Raw genomic sequence first — 21286 nt, 5'->3', positions numbered from 1 at the left:
AGCGAACCATGTTCGGAAGAGCAGGCTTCGAACTCCTCAGGGCTCGTGTCCTCCAGCCCGCATAATCAAAAACATCATCACGAAAAGTGCGGAAGAACCGCCAATTCCGCAGGCTTCGAGGACGAGGCTGATGCCGCATACATGCAGGCAGCGAAATTACGTCCGAACACTGGGGAACCCCATCTTCACATGGGGCGCTGGGCGACCAAGAACGGAAAACTTCCCAAAGCCCTCAATGCGTACGCCATTGCAGAAAATTATGCCGATACCAGACCTGATTCACTGATCGCCATACGACACCGCCTCCCTCCCACGCTTGCCATGAGCAGCGAAGAAGTTGCCGAAACGCTGCGAAAGGCCACGATCCGGCAGCACTACTATCATAATACGCCTGAAGAATTGCGGACTGCCGCCGCCCAACTGGAAAAACTCAAGGATCTTTTCAAGGGCAGGCAGGACCAAAAATCAGATGAAATCGTCAGTCTGATAGATGACATTGCCCCCCAACTGACAGACATCAAATCTGATGAGTCAAAACCCGGTTCAGATTATCGAGTTGTATTCGATATTACCGATCTCATCATGCATTTTCGTGGTGATCATCGATTCCCCACCGGCATTCAACGTGTCCAGGTCGAAGTCGTTATCGCTGGACTTCGTACTTATGGCACTGGACAGTTCGACCTTTGCTGTTTTGTGCCGGGTCGAGAAAAATGGGTCCAGATTCATATCGATAACTTCATCGAACTTGCCTATATGTCAGGAAGTATCGAGAACATATCCGAAGCCGAGTGGCAACAGTCCCGCAAGGAACTCCTGATCCATCTGGTCAGTAGCGAATATTACGAAGTTCCCGAAAAAACGGTTCTTGTGAATCTTGGAACATCATGGTTTATCTATAACTACTTTTTACTTGTTCGCAATTATAAAGAGAGAGGGAACTTTTACTACATTCCCTTTGTTCACGATCTTATTCCTGTCATAACGCCAGAATATTGTGCGGGCGGGGTTGTTGGGGATTATATTACATGGGTTGTCGGCGTGTATCAGCATGCTGATTTTTTCCTGGCAAATTCAGAATCAACGGCTGTGGACCTCATCAGAACGGCCAAAAAGCTGGGACGTGACCTGAACCCGGAAAACGTGGTCGTCGTGCCACTTGACGCGGACTTCCGTCGCCCGCTTCAGGACGAGATATCCACATCTCTCCTTCATCACTGGAATCTCAAGGAAGATTCCTTTGCCCTGTTTGTATCCACGATTGAACCTCGCAAAAACCATCTCTTGGCCTTTGAGGGCTGGATAGAGCTTATTCATCGGCATGGTAAGGATGCAGTGCCGCAACTGGTCTGCATGGGTCGGAAAGGCTGGCTATATGATCGCATTGATGAACGTCTGGAAAGCAGCCCGGAACTGAAAGAGAAAATCACGTTCATATCGCGGACGTCTGATGATGAACTGGCTCTTCTATACCGGTCCTGCATGTTTACCGTATATCCCAGCCATTACGAAGGATGGGGCCTACCTATTACGGAATCGCTGTGTTACGGCAAAATACCTGTCATTGCGGACAACTCCTCCCTTCCGGAAGCCGGAGCGGGATTTTCGCTCATTTTCGAAAGCAATAATCTGGACGCTTTCGTGGGTTGTCTTGAAAAGGTGATTTTTGATTCTGATTGGCGCAAGCAGCAGGAAAAGAATATATCAACCAATTTCCGTCCCCGGACATGGGCCCAGATTGCAGACCAGATCAACACCACTTCCATCAATGTAAGCAAGTTGGTAAAGGCTTCAAAAGAGATCCCCAGGAAAGTAGAGTTAGGAAAATACTACCCCGTTTCGCTCTACAAGAAGCCACAAATCTGGCCCTCTCTTGAAAGTGGTGAGATCTTTCGTCTGGGTTTCGACTGGCTATGGCCAGAAACGGATCGGTGCCGTATTGGCCCCAATGGCGGAACATTGTGCATTACAGATCTTCCTGTCGGAAAAAGTCTGCGTATGTACATTCAGGTTTCAGGGCTTACTGAAAAATCCTGCCCATTTTCGATCAGCGTAGATGGCGATGTTATTTTACGCAGTATTCTGGAACGACACATGACCCGATGGATTCTGCTCGATATCCCTGAACGAAAGACCCCTTTGCTAAAGGTCTTTATTAAAGGGGAACAGACAGAAATGTGGCGTATGCACCCCTGTGGGGTCGAACAGATTCTCCCCTATGCCCTTTCTGTTGTCGGTTTTGCGATCTGCGATGCAGATGACGAAGATATGCGTATATCATTCCTTGAATCCGCGACCGCCGGAAATCTGGAAGAGATCAGTATCTATCGGGAACCTGCGGCATAGGGCCTATTGTTCTTTGCAAGCGAGAGATTGCTTCGGAGCAACCCATCGGCAAAAAAGTTTCCGGATGCCGCCTTTTTGAAAAAGGCGGCATTCCCTGATGTTTTTTGAAAAAAGCTCCATCAGACACTTCATTATGCCTGTGGACCCAAAAGATCAGACCTGTCACAACAGGTCCTACCTGGTATGTCTGTTTTCTTCCGTATAGGTAGAGAGCAGGAAATGTCCCACACTCCCGCTATCGACAAAAGCAGGCCACTTTCCTCCTGAATTGTTCACGGCCGTAAACGCATCCAACTGGATTTCATTATATCCCCTGCGGTCGCATGCAGGCATATGCGCTACAGGTGCGGATGGCGGGGACTGGTTGAACCCACCGAACATCGAATGGATCATCAGGTTTGAACATTGCGATGTATTCGTCATATTGATGGCCGCACCTGACACATTCTGGACGAACATGTCCCCAATCTGCAATTGCGCACTTCCATCAAGTTGAATTGCCGCATTGTCAGGGATGTTCTTACCCAATCTTGCGCTATCTTCCCCCTGCCAGTCCAGTTGTGAGAAGAGGCCGGTTACCTGCCCCCTGGTTGTATTATCAACCCACAGGCAATATTTGCTCTGGTCACATGAAAGCTTTCCGGAATGGATTTTTGACGGATGCCCGCCAATATAATCACCGACATTGCTGTCTTGCGTAAGTTGCAGGACAGAGTGTGTGCCTAATCCGAAGATATTATCAAGGAACGGTGTATCCGCCCGTCCCAGAATAATAAGATTTTCGTTTTCCGTCTTCCAGTCCTGGATATTCCCGACCTGCTCTCTGGTCAGGAGCATGTTCTGGGGATGCGATTTCGTATTTGACTGGGTGTAATACCCCCATCCATGCACATCGTAGATCCGGTCAACATCATAGGAATGGTGTATCGAGATGCCGTAGCGATAGAATTCACCATAAATTCCATTTGCCTCAAACCGACCAACGCCATCGGCATAGACGCCGCCATATATCCCCGCGAACAGCAGGTGATTTAGGAATACACCACCATCTATCCTGGAAAACAATATTGCTGGGGCATATTCTGTTGGCTTCCATGCAGTCCTCGCCACACTCGAAGGTGCAGGATGATCCTGATAAAGGGCAATGTCACGAATGACAGTGCCACGGGCCTCCCGTCCATGTACATGAACGGCGGGACTGCCTGCCCCTTTGCTGGTGATATGCAACCAGGTCCCGGCGGACAGGGGCATCTGCTCCTGCCACCCCGTTCCCCTGATGGTCACGGCACAGGGCACGTCAACAGTGCTGTCAATTTCATAAACCCGTGCCTGAAGCTGGATGATTCCTGCCATGCTCCTGTGGTCCCGTGCATTGCAGATCATGCTGACAGCACGCTGGATGGTCGGCGCATCATCCATGCCATCGCCCGCCAGCTTCAGGTCATCAGGAAAGATCACATCATGTACCACGGCGACCCGCGCGGCTTCGGAAACCTCCTGCGCCTGCACCGACAGGGGACAACCGAGCACGACACCACATAACAGGAGAAATTTCTTCATCGGAATCATCTCACATATTTTGATCAGTATCCACAGGCCCCATTCCCACCCCGGTGACCTCCGTCGGAAACCCCCTCACGACAGGAGATCATATTAAAGCCGCCCGAGCCTTAACCGTCATGCACCATGTCGAGATCCGCGAACCGCGTGAATTCCCCTTCGAAGAACAGATGCACTGTCCCGGTGGGACCATGACGCTGCTTTTCAAGGATCAGTTCCGCGCGATTATGGGCCAGGTCCATCTTGCGCTGCCATTCCTCCAGCGCGGTCTGGTACTTGTCCTGTGAATCGAAGGACGTTTCCTTGGGCTGGCGCTGCTGCAGGTAATACTGGTCGCGATAGACGAACATGACCGCATCGGCGTCCTGCTCGATCGATCCGGATTCACGCAGGTCCGACAGCATCGGGCGCTTGTCCTCGCGGCTTTCGACCTGGCGCGATAGCTGCGACAGCGCGATGACCGGCACCGACAGTTCCTTGGCCAGCGCCTTGAGCCCCTGCGTGATCATGGAGATTTCCAGCACGCGGTTTTCCGGGCGCGTGCCGACCGACGGGCGCATCAACTGAAGGTAGTCAACCACCACAAGGCTCAGCCCCTTGGTGCGCGCAAGACGCCGGCAACGCGTGCGCATGGCCGAAAGCGAAATGGCGGGCGTATCGTCGATATGCAGCGGCAGTTGCGACAGTTCGCGGCTGACCTGCACGAAACGGTCGAACTCCTTCTGCCCGATCTCGCCGCGACGGATACGCTCACCCGACACGCTGGCCTGTTCGGACAGGATACGGGTGGCGAGCTGTTCCGCCGACATTTCAAGCGAAAAGATCGCAACCGATCCCTTGGGCTGTGTGCCCGGCGGTCCTTCCTGCGCCTCACGCATCAGGGCACGCGCGGCGCTGAAGGCGATCTTGGTCGCCAGCGCCGTCTTGCCCATCGCCGGACGCCCGGCAAGGATCAGCAGGTCAGAGGGATGCAGGCCGCCCGTCTTCTTGTCGAGGTCACGCAGGCCGGTGGTCAGGCCCACCACATCGCCCGCGCGGGTAAAGGCCTGCTCCGCCACGTCGAGCGCTTCGGCCAGCGCCTTGTCAAAGGCAAGGAATCCACCATCCTGCCCCTTTTCGGTGGCAAGGCGGAACAGCGCCTCTTCCCCGGCCGCGATCTGGTCCACGCCGGTCATGCCGGTGCTGGATCCGAACGCGGTGTTGACGACATCCTCGCCAATGTCGATCAACTGGCGGCGAACCCATGCGTCATGGATGGCGCGGCCATAATCGGCGGCATTGATGATGCCGACCATCGCACCGGCCAGCTTCACGAGGTAGCCGGTGCCGCCCACCGCGCCCAGCACGTCGGAATTCTCGAACTCCGCGCGGAGTGTCACCGGGTCGGCCAGCAGCCCGGCCTCGATCCGCCGGGAAATGGCGTCGTAGATGACGCCGTTCACCTCGTTGGCGAAATGCGCACCGGTCAGGAAGTCCGAGACCCGGTCATAGGCGCGGTTGTTTGTCAGGATCGCGCCCAGCAGGGCCTGTTCCGCCTGCAGGTTGGCGGGGGGCGTGCGCTGGGAAATCCCGATCAGGGAACCAGAGGCGCGGGACTCGTCGGGGGAGGGATTGATCGTATTCACGGGGTCCATTCTATCCGACATCGCGGCACAGCAGGAGGGGAACAGACAGGCAAAATGATGACATCAGACCCCGAAACTCGCGACAAGGTCGGCAAGGCCATACTGCCGGTGGCGTTCCAGCCGGGCCGCCACCAGAACCGCGCGCGCCTGCGCTATGGCGGTGTCGAGGTCGGCATTGACGATCACATGGTCGAATTCGTTCCAGTGCGAAATCTCGTCACGGGCGGCCTGCATGCGGCGTTCGATCTCCTCCTTCTCGTCGGAACCGCGGCCATGCAGGCGCCGCTCCAGCTCCTCGATGGAGGGGGGCAGCACGAACAGGCCGATCACGTCATCGGGCAATGCCTTGCGGATCTGGCGATGTCCCTGCCAGTCGATGTCGAACACCATGTCGCGTCCCTCCGCCAGGGCCTGTTCCACCGGCGCGCGCGGCGTGCCATAGCCCCGGCCGAAAACGGTCGCCCATTCCAGAAGTTCGCCCGCTTCGGCCATTTGCGTGAAACGTTCCATGGTGCGAAAGTGATAATGGACACCATCCGTCTCACCCGGGCGGGGCTGGCGGGTGGTGACGGACACGGAATGCAGCAACTGGGGTTCTGATGCACGCAACGCATTGGCAATGGTGGATTTCCCGGCCCCCGACGGGGCAGAGATGACAAGGCATACCCCACGACGCGGCACCGGGGGACAGGAGGATGGCACAGGCGCGCGCGTCGTGGTCATTGGCTTGAATCCTTGCTCAGTGGTCCATGGTCCGGTCCGGCGGGGCGCCGGGTTTTCGATGTTTTATCAGGCGAAGAGTATTCTGCGAATATGAAACCCACCCCCATGCGACGCGGGACAGGCCTGCCGCAGCACGATCGCGCCCCTGATCATTCCAGCCGCAGAACGGACGCTGCATGAACCTGTGTCGCGTCTTCATCCTGCGCCCGGTGGCCACGACACTGGTGTCGCTGGCGCTGCTGCTTGCGGGGATCTTCGCCTACCGCATCCTGCCGGTGGGGGACCTTCCGAACATTTCCGTCCCCATCATCTATGTGGAGGCGACACAGCCCGGCGCGTCGCCACAGCAGATGGCAAGTTCGGTGACGACGCCGCTGGAACGCAGGCTGGGCCAGATTGCAGGCATCAACCAGATCGAGTCGGATTCCAACCAGGATTCCGCCTTCATCCTGCTGACCTTCAATGACGGGGTGAATGTCGATGCGGCAGCCAACGACGTGGAGGCCGCCCTGCGGGCCGCGCGCGCGGACATGCCCGCGACCCTGCGTTCCCAGCCCGAATACTGGAAGGCGAACCCGTCGGACAACCCGATCATCATCCTTGCGCTGACATCGGACACGCAGCCGGTCTCGCGCCTGTATGACATCGCCAAGACACGCCTGCAGCCGCTGCTGTCACAGATCCAGGGCGTGGGCTGGATCGACATCGTTGGCAGTTCCGCCCCCGCCGTGCGCGTGGACATCAATCCCTTCCCCCTGTTCAAGTACGGGCTGGGGTTCGAGGACATCCGCTCCGCCCTGGCCTCGGCCAACGCCAACACGCCCAAGGGCTTCATCCAGAACGGGCCGACGCGCTATACGCTGGCCACCAATGACCAGGCCCGCGATGCGGCGCAGTACCGCAACCTTGTCATCGGCTACCGCAGCGGGCGGCCGGTGCGCCTGTCGGATGTGGCCAGGGTGCATGACGGGGTGGAAAACGACCACAAGGTGGGCTTCTTCAACGGCCATCCCGCCGTCATGGCCATCGTGCGGCCCAAGGCCGGGGCCAACGTCATCCGGGTGATCGACCAGATCAAGGAACGCGTCCCCACCCTGCGCGCGGCCCTGCCGCAGGGCATCACGCTGACACCGGCGATGGACCGTTCGGTGACGATCCGCGCCTCTCTGGCCGATACGCAGTGGACGCTGGTCATTTCCGTGGCCCTTGTGGTGCTGGTGGTGCTGTTCTTCCTGCGCTCGCCCCGCTCCACCCTGATCCCGGCGATCACGGTGCCCATCTCGCTCGCCGGGACGCTGGCGGTGATGTACCTGTTCGGCTTCTCGCTCGATATCCTGTCGCTGATGGCGCTGACGATTGCGACCGGGTTCGTGGTGGATGACGCGATCGTCGTGCTGGAGAACATTGCACGCCACATGGAGGCCGGGATGGGCCGCATGGAGGCCACCCTGCTGGGGTCGCGCGAAATCGCCTTCACCGTGCTGTCGATCACCATCTCGCTCGTTGCGGTGTTCCTGCCGCTGCTGCTGATGAGTGGCACGGCGGGAAAGGTATTCTTCGAATTTTCCATGACGCTGGCGATCACGGTCGTCGTCTCGCTGTTCCTCTCGCTCAGCCTGACGCCGATGATGTGCAGCCTGATGCTGGAGGTCAGCCACGACACGCCCCTGCCGCCGACAGCCCCCCTGTGGCAGCGTGGGATGCGGGCCTGTTCGGACGGGTTCGAAAACATGTTTTCCATGGTGCTGCGGGTGTATGAGCGCTCGCTCGAATGGGCGCTGCGCCATCATGTGCTGACGGCGCTGACGCTTCCGGCGAGTTTCTTCCTCATGATCGGCGTGCTGGTCATCATGCCCAAGGGCATCCTGCCCAAGGAAGACGTCGCCCTGATCATGAGCTTCTTCCGCGCTGACCAGACCACGTCCTTTCCCGTCCTGACCGACAAGATCCGCCAGATCAGCCAGGCCATGATGGCGGATCAGGACACGCAGGACGTCCTTGCCTTCTCCGGCGATTCCAATGTCGAGGGGCAGGCCTTCGCGCAGATGATCGACCGGACCGAACGCCGCGATGGCCCGGACCAGATGATCGCGCGCATCCATGACCGCATCCGCAACGTGACGGGGCTGGACCTGTCGATGTTTTCCGCAGGCGACATCAGCGGCGGCGGCGGACGGCAGAAGGAAGGGGCCTATCGCTATATCCTGACCAGCGACAATGCCGATGACATCTATACCTGGGTGCCGCGCCTGACGGCGACGCTGCGTGACGACCCGGTGCTGAAGGACGTGACCACCGATGTCATGAACAATGGCGCGGCGGTGCATGCGAACATCGTGCGTGACGCCGCCGCGCGCTACCTGATTACACCGCAGTTGGTCAGCAATACGCTCTATGATGCGTTCGGGCAGCGTTCGGCCTCCAACATCTCGACCTCGCTTACGACCTATCATGTCGTCATGCAGGTGGAGGACCGGTTCCGCACCACGCCGGATATCCTGTCCGCCTTTCGCCTGTCCACGGCGGGCGGCACGGCGGGCGGGGGCACGGTGTCCAATACGGTGCGCGTCACCGACCCGAGCGGCACCGCCAGCAAGGAAACGCAGCTGAGCGAACAGTCCTTCCGCAACTCCATCGCCAACAAACTCGCGGGGGGCAACTGGGCGTCGAACGGCTCGGCCGTGTCGTCAAGCAGCGAGACGATGGTCCCGCTGTCCGTGGTGGCGAAGCTGGAGCGCCATCCCACCGCGATCACGGTGTCCCACCGCGACGGGTTCGTCTCCGCCGCGATTTCCTTCAACCTCGCCCCCGGCAAGGCGCTGAGTGATGCGAGTGATGAAATCCGCACGACCATGGTCAGGATGCATGTCCCGTCCACCATCCAGGGCGGATTTTCCGGACAGGCGGCCGAGTTCCAGAAAGCCCTCGTCAACGAGGTGCTGATATTCATCGCGGCGCTGATGACGATGTACGTCACGCTGGGCATCCTGTATGAAAGCTACATCCATCCGCTGACGATCCTCTCCACCCTGCCGTCGGCGGCGGTGGGGGCGGTGCTGGCGCTGTGGCTGACGGGGCAGGAATTTTCCCTGATCGCGATGATCGGCATGATCCTGCTGGTGGGGATCGTGAAGAAGAATGCCATCCTGATGGTGGATTTCGCCCTGCATGCTGAACGCGACGGCGGCATGCAGCCCGAAGACGCCATCCGCGAGGCCTGTGTCAAACGCTTCCGCCCCATCGTCATGACCACGCTGGCGGCGGCGTTCGGGGCCGTCCCGCTGATCATCAGCGACGGCTATGGAATCGAACTGCGCCGCCCGCTGGGCATCGCGGTAGTGGGGGGGCTGGCGATGAGCCAGTTGCTGACGCTCTACACCACGCCGGTCATCTATATCTACCTTGACCGGCTGCGTGCATGGAGCAAGCGGCAGGTCCTGCGCCTGCGGAGAAAAAATAATCCGATCAAGGCATAAAAAATGAAAAAAGGGGGTTGCGGCCCCGGTGAGGTCGGGTTAAAAGCCGCCTCACAGCGCACCCGTAGCTCAACTGGATAGAGCACCAGACTACGAATCTGGGGGTTAGAGGTTCGAGTCCTTTCGGGTGCGCCACTTTTCTTTCCAAAATATAATCTGCTGTCTGGGACAGGGGCGATGCCCGATCCTGATGGATTTGGTCTTGTCCGCCATTCCTGCGTGCAGGATGAGGAAGGCGGTTGCCTGTCCTGCGTTACCTGCTGCTACCCCACTGATCCGTTGATCTTCCCGCCAATGGGACAGGGACGGAAAAACCGCGCATTCAGATCCAAGAAGACGCCTTCCGACCGCACCGCAAATGTAGCCGATACCCCATCATACGCTTGGGGCTTCATAAGCAGGGATCGTGGCGTTGAGGGTGGTGCGCCGGGTGGGCGGATGGCCTGCCCGTCCTGTGGCCGCGACCGGAATTATCTTTATGGCCGCCGGGTGTGCTGCGCACGCTGCAATCGCCACTGGTCGGTCACAGCCGGCACAGTGATGAGTGGCATGATCCCATTGCCCGTTTCCGTCCGGCCCACTGCAGACTTTAAGCTCGTCCCCCAGACAGGCGCACAATCGCTATCTCAGGCTTGGAAGGCATCCTTCACGCACCGGAAGCGCCCCAAGCCGCGACAACCGGGCCTGCGACATTCAGTGATCGGCGCACGCAGACCATTTCCTTCGGGATGACAGCAACCTGCCCTTCCGTGAACCGGCCATGTTTCATGCGTCCGTATGTTTCCTGATTGGGCTGTAATGAAACCAGGCACCCAGGAAGAATACAGGACTTTAAAAAAAGCCCTGCATTTTCCATTGATCTTCAAGCCATCATCAGTATCGGCCATTCCTCTACATTGAGGAATGTCAGCCTGCTTCATCTCAATTTCCTACATTCAAACCAAGGAAAAAAGAGTGACAGGCGTCTCAGGTAACACGAAGTTTTTTGTCCCTCCTCCGCCGTCTAGGACGGATTTGAGAAAAGTTCCTGAACTGCACCGTAAACTTCATCAATATTAATCAATTTAATGCATGCTACATCTTTAGCACACTCGTCATAATTATGATGCAGTGAGCATCCTGCACACGGAACGCGGCGACTAATCGCTATCCCCCCTCGTTCCTGTCCCCATTCTTCCCATCCTATGCGTGACGAATGAAGGCTTACGACCTGCGCCCCGCGCAGTGATGCCAGATGCTTGGGGCCAGAATCATTCCCCACGAATACGGACGCAAATGAAAGGAAAGTATCGAAATGATCAAATGGCATCTGACCCGTTATATATACGATCATGCCATTATTTAACAGCTCCTCAGGCAGACGTGCTTTCTGTTCTGCATTTTCCGCCATATACACGACGCGCACGTTCATTTCCCGCACGATACGTTCAGCAAGTTCAACGTAATGTGGCCAGTGGGTAAATTTGATGCGTGCGCCGCTATGTATAACGATATAGGGTTCTGTTGCCGGAACGCCATACGGCACAAGCGTATCGCGTGTAATGTCATCACGCTTTTCAACACGGGCGCCACTGTCCATGGCAAGGGAAATGGCCTCACCTATGATTGCGGTCCGTGCTGAATGCTTGATAAAATCACAGCCAGTACTGGGATCATAACTGGAAAAGTTCAGGTCCATCGATTTACGCGGACCGCCAAAGCCTACTGTCAAAGGTGCTTGCAGAAGTGGCAGCAGTTTATATGAATTGGCCGAAACCGGCAGATCAACCGCCAGGTCAAATTTGTACTGGGCAAGTTTTTTCTTTAACCTGACCTGTTCTTCCAAAGGCATGACACGCTGATGGGACACCGGATCATCGGGAAATTCGACAATCACGATGTCATCAAAGATTCCCAATGTACGTGCCAGTGCCTCATTCGCGCGTCCTAACAGCCCGACAATTTTTGCATCCGGAAATGTAGTACGAATTTTGCGAAGGGACGGAATTGACGCAACCAGGTCCCCAAGCTGATCCGGCCGCAACACGGCAATGGTTTTGATATCGAATGGAATGGAACGTGTTGTACAGCGGTGAAGAACGCTCGGACGTGCGTTTATCTGATCCACTATCGACAAAGAGGAGCCTTTATCAATCGGGGCTATAATCGCGTCAGAGTTCTGATAATAATATTCAGGGAACGGCGGTGCTACGATAAGCCTCTGACGATACCAGGTCTTGTTTTCAACTTCTTCTTCAAGGTCGGATGACTGCGCACGGAAGGTAAAGTCATGCCACCCCGACTTCACATCCGTGAAATCCACCCAGGCATTATAGCAGTATTTCCGAATTTTATGATTCGACTTTTCCCGAGGCTGGGCCGCTATGGTCAATGGCTCACTATGGAACAGCTTTCCATCCATGAAGATATCTATTCGTTCCAGCAGAACGGAAGATACAAAATACCCACGCAGCGCCGCAATGCCCCGAACGGTCAGGCCCTGTCCCCATTCAGTGTGCTGTGGCGTTCCATGTCGCGTGGGAACGATCACTTCCTGATGGTTAATGCACAGGTCTTCGTACGATCGTGGAATAAGCGTGCCATCCAGCAAAGGACTTGTAAAATCTTCAAGTTCGATATCACTGGAAAGACGACCGTCTTTCGACGCTTCCAGAAACGCTTTTTTTGAACGTTCGATGAGAAGTTCGCTCGACTTTTCAAGATTCTCCGCTTCTTCTGCGGGGATCTTCCAGCCCGGTTTCAGGGTAACTGCCGACCTGTAGAAATGAAGCGCATCCTCATAACGTCCGATAGTTTTATAAAAATGCCCGAGCTGACAGGATATTTCCGGGTCCGCGGGGTTCATCTTGTATGCCGATAGATAATGCCGGGAGGCAGAGGGAAAATCTCTTGCTTCCTTATACATATGCCCTACCTGAATTCGGATGCCCTGATCTTCACGAATTTCCAGAGCATGCAGGTAAAGCTTGGCTGCTTCAGAAAAGCGCCCCATATCGCGGGCGGCATCGGCGGCGGCAAGCCTGCGATCCCACTCCTGATTATTGGAATTTGATTTTTTATTGAAAATTTTTCTGAAAACCCGGCGCGGGGGGGGAATTCGGATCAGATTTTTCAGGGGCATTTTAAGGAGACTCATCCATGAGATAAACGTCTGCTCCGATAGCCAGAATCCACGGGAGCAGGCTTCGTTACGATTGGCATATTTACCTTAAATCCTAACACAGCGATATCACCTCCTGCAATAGAATACAAATCCTGGCAATATGTTACATTGCGGACAATTCAGGCAAGAAAACCATGAATCCATTTTATCATTCCAGAAATAAAGCATAATTTCCTGATCTGCATAAATATAGACATGAAATATTTTACCAGAACGTGAAAATACTTTCATTCAAGAACATGGTTTTGGACGAAATTCGAACGGTCATCAGGATTTTCAGCAACCATGATCCACTCATATCCACTGCCATCACTCTCCCGTTCCGCAATTTCTCCCATATATGGTGCTGAACCCCATCAGAAACCGCCTGCGCCATTTTATTCCTCCAAAAGGCTGCCTGAAAAGGAAACTAAAAAATAACATTATGAATTAAAAAGGTTTTTTGAATATTTCTGGTTCTGTTGGGGATTATCATGAATTGATAACTGCGGCGACAGGATGGATCATGGCTGCGAATGATCTATCTTGTCCCTCCGCGATGGAAATGCGCTTGAACTCCTTGAGTTTGCAGAAGAAGTTTCCGATAAGATGCCGCGCTTTGAACAGGGCTTTATCGAACGGGCGCCTGTCAAGGCGGTTCCTGCGCTGGGGAATGACCTCCCAGACGCCTTGCGCACGTAGGGCGTCTGCGATCCGGCGGATGTCAAACGCCCTGTCGGCAGGAAGCCCCCCAAATCCGGCGGTTCAGGAAGGGGCGCAACCCCGACCGTGTCGTAATGCTGGCTGGGGATAAGCGTAAAGCGGACCAGATTGCCCAGGACGTCAGTCATGGTGATGATCCTGGTGGACCATCCTGTTACACTACGTCCGATCACCTGTTTTTCGGTCCCCCTTTTGCGCCCTTGCCGTGGCGGTGAACCCGGACCACCGTGCCGTCGCACCATCGCATATTCCATGCCTGCATCGTCAGGGACGGCTTTGAGAATCTTCTGGACAACCCCGGCCTTCGTCCAGTCTCTGCAACGCGTGCAAACCGAATTCCAGTGTCCGAAATACATCGGCAGATCCCGCCATGGACTGCCATTACGGGCAACCCACAACAGGCCCCGGAAGGTTATTCTCAAACAGCCTTTGAACCAATGCGGTACGGGTTCCATTCTCTCTCTGCCTGCTGGATGGCAGGAGTCATGCCGCCAGCCGGCAGGTCCGCATAATAGCCTGTCCTCCACGTTTCTTGTTTCCATGTGGATTTTGCATATGCTAGATTTTTTATGTCTATCCAGTGGAGTCTTTGAGGGTAATGAAGCCAGCCGTTTTTCTGGACCGTGACGGCGTCATCAATGTCGATGTGGGCTATCCCCACCGTATCAAAGACTTTGAGTTCATCGCGCATGCTCCCCAGGCCATTGCCCGCATCAACGCCAGTGGCCGGCTGGCCGTTGTCGTCACCAATCAGTCCGGCATCGCCCGGGGCCTGTACGAAGAAGCGGATGCCGAGGCCTTCAACGCGCACATTCAGGAACAGCTACGTCCATGGGGTGCGCATGTCGATGCATTTTACCTGTGTCCCTATCATCCTGATGCTACGGTCGCGCGCTACCGGGCGGACCATCCGGACCGCAAGCCACGGCCCGGCATGATCGAACGTGCGATCAGGGATCTCGGCATCGACCGCGCCGCTTCCTTCCTGATCGGCGACCGGACGACGGACATACAGGCGGCACAGGCTGCTGGTATGCCCGGATATCTCTTTACGGGCACCGATCTCGACGCTTTTATACGCCCGCTACTGCTCTCCTCCCGTGCTGAATCCCTGAATATGTGATCCTGGAATGATTGAGAATTTTAAATTTGGTCGCCTCTGCATCATTGGGGACCTTCTGGTTGACCAGTATGTCTTTGGATCGGTCAACCGGATCTCGCCAGAGGCTCCCGTGCCGGTTCTGCTTCATTCCCATCGCATAACCGTGCCGGGGGGGGCCGCGAATGTGGCCGCCAATGCCGCCGCCTTGGGATGCAAGGTGAACCTGATCGGTGTGGTGGGCGCGGACCGGGCCGCCGATACCCTGCGTGAGGTCATGGCCCCCTGGCCGGATGTCGAACTCAGCTTCGTCAAGGACCCGGCATGGACCACCATCACCAAGACCCGCATTCTCAGCGGGCAGCAGCAGATCGTCCGCATCGACGAAGAGCAGGTGGGCACCCTGTCCCCCACAACGCCGGAACAGCTGATCGCGGCGACGCTTGAGGCGCTTGGCAATGCCGACGTGCTGGTCTGTTCGGATTACGCCAAGGGCGTGCTGTCGGATGAAGTGCTGGCGGTCGTGATCAGGGCAGCGCGCGAAAAGGGCATCCCCGTCATTGTCGATCCGAAGCGTACCACTTTCGAAGCCTATCGCGGGGCGACTCTTGTAACCCCCAACCGTTCGGAAATGACGCGGGCCACGGGCCTGCCGCTGAAAACGGAAAAGCAGATAGAGGCGGCGGCGCAGGCCGCATCGCAGCAGTTTGGCGGCGACGTGCTGCTGACCCGCTCCGAAGATGGCATGACCCTGTGGCAGCAGGAGGGGGACTGCCTGCATGTCACGGCCCGCCGCTCCGAAGTCAGCGATGTGTCGGGGGCGGGCGATACGGTGCTGGCAACGGTGGCAAGCGTCCTTTCGGCAGGTCAGAAGCTGGAGACGGCGGTGGTGATCGCGGCGGCGGCGGCGGCGGTTTCCGTCAGCAAGCTTGGCACTGCGACAGTCTCACGCGCGGAACTGAGCGCGGAACTGCAGAGCGAGATGAATGATGCGGGCGCGCTGGTCCCGCTTGAACAGGCAAAGGACATTGTCGCCAACTGGCATCGGCATGGCGCGCAGGTCGTCTTCACCAATGGCTGTTTCGACCTGATCCATCCCGGCCATATCCAGTTGATCCGCGCCGCCGCCAACGAAGGGGACAAACTGATCGTCGCGCTGAATACGGACCGCTCCGTCAAGCGCCTGAAAGGGGACAGCCGCCCGATTCAGGACGAAATCGCCCGCGCGACCGTCATGGGCGCACTGCGCGATGTCGATCTCGTGGTGCTGTTTGACGAGGAAACACCGCTTGAGACCATCATGACGCTGCGTCCGGATGTGGTGGTCAAGGGTGCCGACTATACCGAAGATCAGGTGGTGGGCGGCGATTTTGTAAAGCAGTATGGCGGCCGCGTCGCGCTGGTTGACATCGTGCAGGGACGTTCGACATCGTCGCTGGTCAAGAAAGCGCGGACACCTGCCGACTCCAGTTGCGAAAACACCCCCGTTTCGCAATAACGGCAGCCGTGGACTCCATAAACAAGAATAAGAAATAAAAAAGAGGTATTGCATTGACGCACGATACATGGCGTCTTTGGCTATCACAGAGCGCGCTTCCTCTGTGGGCTGGTATAGGGTTTGATTCCGGGCGTCGTCTGTTTCATGAACGCCTGACGTTTGAACACCAGCCCATAGAGCTGCCGGAATTGCGCCTGATGGTGCAGGCACGGCAGGTTTCGACCTACTGCCGTGCGGAACTGGATGGTTTCTGCAAGACGGCGGCCCAATCCCTTGAATGCCTGCGCGAAGTCGAACGCCGTTACCGGCGCAGCGACGGTGCCCCGGGCTGGATTTTCTCCCTTGGGCCAGACGGACGTCCTGCCGACAGGCGACGCGATCTGTATGCCCATGCCTTCATCCTGTTCGCCTATGGCTGGGCATACCGGGTGTCGCACGATCCCGCATACCTGACCGTTGCGCGTGAAACCACGCTTGAAATCGACCAGATTTTCCTGACGCAACAGGGGGGATACCGCGATACCGTTCCGCCGGCGGACAGCATCCATCGCCAGAACCCGCATATGCATCTGCTGGAAGCCTATCTTGTGCTGTTCGATGTCTCGGGCGACAGTTTCTACCTTGATTACGCACGGCGTCTTGTTGCGCTGGCGCTGAAGCATTTCATCCTTCCCGGCACCGGGATGCTGCTTGAATTCTTTGACAGTGCGTGGGAGCCGCTTCAGGCGGCAGGACATAACCGCGTCGAACCAGGGCACCTGTTCGAATGGTCGTGGCTTTTCTCCGAATTCGCCCGCCTTTCCCCCGAAGATCCCGATATCACCGCCATCGTGCATGCCAGCAAGAAGCTGGCGGAGACGGCGCTGGCCCATGGGGTGGATGCCGATACGCTTGCTGTCTGTGACGCCATTACCGAAAATGGCGTCCGGCTGGAGGAATCGACACGCATCTGGCCGCAGACCGAATTCCTGCGCATTCTCGCCCGTCGTGCCCGCGGCGGGGATACGAAAGCGGCAGGTTTCATTGAACGTCAGAGCAGGCTTTTCTTTGAAAATTACGCACCTGCGCGACTGCGTGGGGGGTGGATTGACCGCCTTGACGTGCATGGCGTGGCCCTTACCGACCATATGCCGGCAAGTTCGCTGTACCATATTTATGGCGGGGCGATTGAATACCTCACGACTGCATGAAAAAAGTGTCGCCTTTTTCCGGAAAGGCGATGCCTTGCAAAGCTTTCTGAAAAAATCTTCGCCAAAAACTTCCTTACGATTTAAGGAGATTCCGCATTACCCGGCGGCCTCGGTCTCACATGCCTGATGCACGACGGTCCGCACACTCTCACGCCAGTCCGGCAGCCTGACACCGAAAACCTCATACAACCGTTGCGTGTCCAGTCGTGTATCGGCCGGGCGATAGGCAGGCGTCGGCCAGTCTGCTGTTGCGATGGGCACAATCCCCGGACGCGGCCGTCCCAGCGCGTGGGCTTCGTCCATGACCACGCTGGCCAGATCATACCACGATGCCGCCCCATAGCCCGCGGCGTGAAAGATACCACCATACCCCGCATGCCATCCCCCGGCCCGCAGACGCGCCACGATATCGATGATGCCGGATGCCAGGTCATCCGCACTGGTGGGATTGCCGAACTGGTCCCCCACCACACGTAATTCCGGCCGCGTTTCCCCGGCTTTCAGCATCGTACGCACGAAATTACGGCCATGCGCGGAATAGACCCACGCAGTGCGCAATATGATCGAACGGTCATGCGCGGCCAGGACTGCAGCCTCCCCCTCCGCCTTGGACAGGCCATAGACGCAGCGGGGATCCACGGTATCGGTTTCACGGTAGGGCGTTCCCTTCTGACCGTTGAAGACATAATCCGTGGAAACATGGATGAAGGGAATTTCCCGCCGGGCACAGCCACGCGCCAGCAACGCCGGCCCATCACGGTTGGCGCGCATCGCGCCTGCCACATCCTGCTCGGCCGCATCCACTGCCGTCCATGCGGCCGTGTTGATGACAATGGCCGGCATGTGCGCCTCCATGACCATATCCACCGTCTCGGGCCGGTCAAAATCGAACTCTGGCCGTCCGACGACGCGAATATCGTCCCCACCGGCCCTGCCAAGCGAATGTGCCAGTTGCCCGTGGCCTCCCGTTACAAGGACGGTGCCAGGGAAATATTGCCTGCCATCGTTCATGGTCATTCACCAAAGGTAAAAATACCGGAAACGGACAACAGGTTCCCCGCGGCAGCATCCTTGTCCGACACGATGGCGTCGCCTGGCGCGACCGGCCAGTCGATCGCGAGTGCGGGATCATTCCACAGCACCGCGCGTTCGCTTTCGCGGTTCCACACATCGGTGCACTTGTACTGCACCACCACGTCATCGGACAGGGTGCAAAACCCGTGCAGGAAACCCGGTGGAATCCATAGTTGCGATCCATTTTCTCCCGTCAGGGTCGCGGCGACCCATTTCCCGAATGTCGGCGACCCGATGCGGATATCCACCGCCACGTCCCAGATCGCCCCCTGCGTGCAGCGCACCAGTTTTCCCTGCGCATGCGGCGGCGCCTGACAGTGCAGGCCGCGCACGACACCCTTCTGCCGCGACAGACTCTGGTTATCCTGCACGAACGGCAGCGTCAGGCCATGCGTCGCCATACGTGGCGCATTGAAGGTTTCGGTGAAATATCCGCGACTATCCTCGAAACGGGCAGGCGTGATCAGGAGGATATCGGGAATGGTCAGTTTTTCGACATGCATCCGGCGAAATTCCTTGGGTCATACACGCAATTTCCGCCTGCAACGGGAAAAGGTAACCCTATGTTATCAATTCTGGGATAATGAAGCAGATCATATCCCGCTTTGAATTACTCAATTCACACAATCACTATTCTACACTTCTTAACAATATATAAATACATGCGGTCATATACATGCGTATTCTCCTGACAGGTGGCTGCGGCTTCATCGGATCGGCAGTGGTGCGACACGTCATCCGGCATACCGGGCATGAAATCGTCAATGTCGATTGCCTGACCTATGCCGCAAGCCCACAGGCCCTCGAACATGCGCCCGCCAGCCCGCGTTACCGTTTCGAACGGCACGATATCGCCGACGCCCCGGCCATGGCGCGCCTGTTCGCGCAGTACCGCCCCGATGCGGTCATGCACCTTGCCGCAGAAAGCCATGTAGACCGCTCCATCGACATGCCGTCCGCCTTCATCAGGACCAATATCGTCGGCACGTCGGTGCTGCTTGATGCGGCGCGGCACTACTGGCAGGGGCTGGACAGGGCGGCGCAGGCCCGCTTCCGCTTCCATCATATTTCCACTGATGAAGTATTCGGCGCGCTGGCCCCGCACGATCCGCCCTTCACCGAAACCACGCCCTATGACCCGCGCAGTCCCTATTCCGCCAGCAAGGCTTCCTCCGACCATCTGGTCCGGGCATGGTATCATACCTATGGCCTGCCGACATTCGTCACGAACACGACAAACAATTACGGAATCTGGCATTTTCCGGAAAAACTGATCACGCTGACGATCATAAACGCCATCATGGGCGATCCCCTGCCGGTCTATGGCGCGGGGCAGAACATCCGCGACTGGCTGTTCGTGGAAGACCACGCCGAAGCACTGGTGCGTGCACTCCAGCATGGGCAGCCGGGCGAGACCTACGCCATCGGCGCGCGCCAGCCCCGCACCAACATGCAGGTCGTGATCAGCCTGTGCGCCATCCTTGATGAACTGCGCCCCGATCCGGCAGGTCGGCATGAACGCCTGATCCGGCATGTCCATGACCGGCCCGGCCATGACTTCCGTTATGAAATTGATCCCACCCATGCCGAAAATGCCTTGGGATGGCGTCCGCGCCACGATTTCGAACAGGGACTGCGCCGGACCGTGCAATGGTACCTGGATCACGCATCATGGTGGCAGGCCATCCGCAAGGAACGTTACGCGGGACAACGCCTCGGGCAGGCGGCGACACTGGAGATGTCATGACCAACGCACAGCCATCCCACCCGCCACGCAAGGGCATCGTGCTGGCGGGCGGATCAGGAACACGCCTGCATCCCATGACGCTGGCATCGAGCAAGCAGATGCTGCCGGTTTATGACAAACCGATGATCTATTACCAGCTTTCGACGCTGATGCTGGCAGGTATCCGCGACATCATGGTCATTTCCACCCCGCAGGATCTGCCACAGTTCCGCCGCCTGCTGGGCGATGGGTCGCAGTACGGGGTTTCCTTTTCCTATCGCGAACAGCCAACCCCCGATGGCATCGCGCAGGCATTCATCATCGCCGAGGACTGGATCGATGGCGCATCCTGTGCGCTGATCCTTGGCGACAACCTGATCTTTGCCGACCATCTGGCACAGATATTGCAGAAATCCGCCAGACTGGAACATGTGGCTACGGTTTTCGCCTATCAGGTGCGTGATCCTGAACGTTATGGCGTCGTTTCCTTTGCGCCTGACGGCACGGCGATGGATATTGTCGAAAAGCCCCGCTCCCCCCTATCCAACTGGGCCGTAACGGGGTTGTATTTCTATGACGCACGGGTCTGCGAATTCGCGTCCCGCCTGGCTCCATCGCCTCGTGGCGAATTGGAGATCACGGACCTGAACATGATCTACCTGCAGGAACGTTCGCTACGGGTGGAACCTCTGGGACGGGGCTGTGCATGGCTGGACGCGGGCATGCCCGACAGCCTGATCCAGGCTGGCACATTCGTGCAGACCATCCAGTCACGTCAGGGCATGCTCATCGGATCTCCGGCGGAGGTTGCATTCCGCATGGGCTATATCGACGCGGAACAGTTGCGCCACTGGGCCGGACGGATGATCAAGACCGAACTGGGCCGCACTCTGTACGCCATCGCCGGAGGGCAGTAAGGCCGCCCCGACAACAGCCCGAACGGTTAGAATTTTTTGGTGAAGCCTTTTTGAAACAGGGCGACACCCGAAACTTTTTACTGTTTTCGGGACTATCCTGAATTTTGTGCGGTGTGGTGATAAATTGCTCGAAGAGGAGCCCCCGCATGAGCATTGATAAAGACCTCCTGGACCGCCTGATGGAAGG

14 protein-coding genes and 1 tRNA gene are annotated in these 21286 nt (G+C 57.2%); 8 read left to right on the top strand and 7 right to left on the bottom strand.

Features of this window, described 5'->3' with window-relative positions:
• The first annotated feature begins 141 nt into the window (after positions 1–141).
• A complete protein-coding gene (locus CFR72_RS14020) occupies positions 142–2346 on the top strand; it encodes a glycosyltransferase family 4 protein (RefSeq protein WP_110914521.1) in 2205 nt (734 codons plus the stop codon).
• Between the two features lie 174 nt (positions 2347–2520).
• On the opposite strand, the gene CFR72_RS14015 is transcribed toward CFR72_RS14020, so the two are convergent.
• The 3 genes from CFR72_RS14015 to gmk form a co-directional block, all read right to left on the bottom strand.
• Positions 2521–3906: a hypothetical protein gene (locus CFR72_RS14015; protein ID WP_146220744.1), complete on the bottom strand. Its 1386-nt coding sequence runs from the start codon at positions 3904–3906 to the stop codon at positions 2521–2523.
• 110 nt (positions 3907–4016) lie between these two features.
• A complete protein-coding gene (locus CFR72_RS14010; protein ID WP_208630059.1) occupies positions 4017–5540 on the bottom strand; it encodes a replicative DNA helicase in 1524 nt (507 codons plus the stop codon).
• 54 nt (positions 5541–5594) lie between these two features.
• Positions 5595–6254, bottom strand: coding sequence for a guanylate kinase (gene gmk, locus CFR72_RS14005; protein WP_110914519.1), 660 nt, complete (start codon positions 6252–6254; stop codon positions 5595–5597).
• A 176-nt stretch (positions 6255–6430) separates the two neighbouring features.
• Here gmk and CFR72_RS14000 point away from each other — a divergent pair, with 176 nt between their 5' ends.
• On the top strand, positions 6431–9730 hold the full coding sequence (locus CFR72_RS14000; protein WP_110914518.1) for an efflux RND transporter permease subunit: 3300 nt from the start codon (positions 6431–6433) through the stop codon (positions 9728–9730).
• A gap of 58 nt (positions 9731–9788) precedes the next feature.
• Positions 9789–9865 (top strand) — tRNA-Arg (locus CFR72_RS13995).
• An 868-nt stretch (positions 9866–10733) separates the two neighbouring features.
• Here the strand turns inward: CFR72_RS13995 and CFR72_RS13985 are convergent.
• Together CFR72_RS13985 and CFR72_RS18455 are read right to left on the bottom strand one after the other, a co-directional pair.
• On the bottom strand, positions 10734–12851 hold the full coding sequence (locus CFR72_RS13985; RefSeq protein ID WP_167400406.1) for a glycosyltransferase family 9 protein: 2118 nt from the start codon (positions 12849–12851) through the stop codon (positions 10734–10736).
• Positions 12852–13396: 545 nt separating this feature from the next.
• On the bottom strand, positions 13397–14050 hold the full coding sequence (locus CFR72_RS18455) for a transposase (protein WP_208630058.1): 654 nt from the start codon (positions 14048–14050) through the stop codon (positions 13397–13399).
• 143 nt (positions 14051–14193) lie between these two features.
• Between CFR72_RS18455 and CFR72_RS13970 the strand changes: the two genes are divergently transcribed.
• The 3 genes from CFR72_RS13970 to CFR72_RS13960 are packed head-to-tail and all read left to right on the top strand — an operon-like array spanning position 14194 to position 17382.
• Positions 14194–14718, top strand: a complete 525-nt coding sequence (locus tag CFR72_RS13970; RefSeq protein WP_110914516.1) for a D-glycero-alpha-D-manno-heptose-1,7-bisphosphate 7-phosphatase — start codon at positions 14194–14196, stop codon at positions 14716–14718.
• 7 nt (positions 14719–14725) lie between these two features.
• A complete protein-coding gene (gene rfaE1 / locus CFR72_RS13965; RefSeq protein ID WP_110914515.1) occupies positions 14726–16192 on the top strand; it encodes a D-glycero-beta-D-manno-heptose-7-phosphate kinase in 1467 nt (488 codons plus the stop codon).
• A gap of 53 nt (positions 16193–16245) precedes the next feature.
• Positions 16246–17382 (top strand): AGE family epimerase/isomerase, encoded by a 1137-nt coding sequence (locus CFR72_RS13960; protein WP_110914514.1) that lies wholly within the window; start codon positions 16246–16248, stop codon positions 17380–17382.
• Between the two features lie 96 nt (positions 17383–17478).
• On the opposite strand, the gene rfbD is transcribed toward CFR72_RS13960, so the two are convergent.
• Both rfbD and rfbC read right to left on the bottom strand, forming a co-directional pair.
• Positions 17479–18393, bottom strand: coding sequence for a dTDP-4-dehydrorhamnose reductase (gene rfbD, locus CFR72_RS13955; RefSeq protein ID WP_110914513.1), 915 nt, complete (start codon positions 18391–18393; stop codon positions 17479–17481).
• 2 nt (positions 18394–18395) lie between these two features.
• The gene (gene rfbC / locus CFR72_RS13950; protein WP_110914512.1) at positions 18396–18959 is read right to left on the bottom strand and encodes a dTDP-4-dehydrorhamnose 3,5-epimerase; all 564 of its coding nucleotides are present in this window, start codon (positions 18957–18959) and stop codon (positions 18396–18398) included.
• 173 nt (positions 18960–19132) lie between these two features.
• Here rfbC and rfbB point away from each other — a divergent pair, with 173 nt between their 5' ends.
• Positions 19133–20203 carry a dTDP-glucose 4,6-dehydratase gene (rfbB, locus tag CFR72_RS13945; RefSeq protein WP_110914511.1) on the top strand — a complete coding sequence of 357 codons (1071 nt, stop codon included), beginning with the start codon at positions 19133–19135 and terminating at the stop codon, positions 20201–20203.
• The gene (gene rfbA / locus CFR72_RS13940; RefSeq protein ID WP_110914510.1) at positions 20200–21099 is read left to right on the top strand and encodes a glucose-1-phosphate thymidylyltransferase RfbA; all 900 of its coding nucleotides are present in this window, start codon (positions 20200–20202) and stop codon (positions 21097–21099) included. The genes rfbB and rfbA overlap by 4 nt, the downstream gene beginning before the upstream one ends.
• Positions 21100–21286: the final 187 nt, after the last annotated feature.

It is taken from the genome of Gluconacetobacter entanii (genome assembly GCF_003206495.1).
Lineage (GTDB): Bacteria > Pseudomonadota > Alphaproteobacteria > Acetobacterales > Acetobacteraceae > Novacetimonas > Novacetimonas entanii.
Note: the sequence above shows the minus strand (reverse complement) of the source record. Positions and strands in the feature narration are given on the sequence as shown.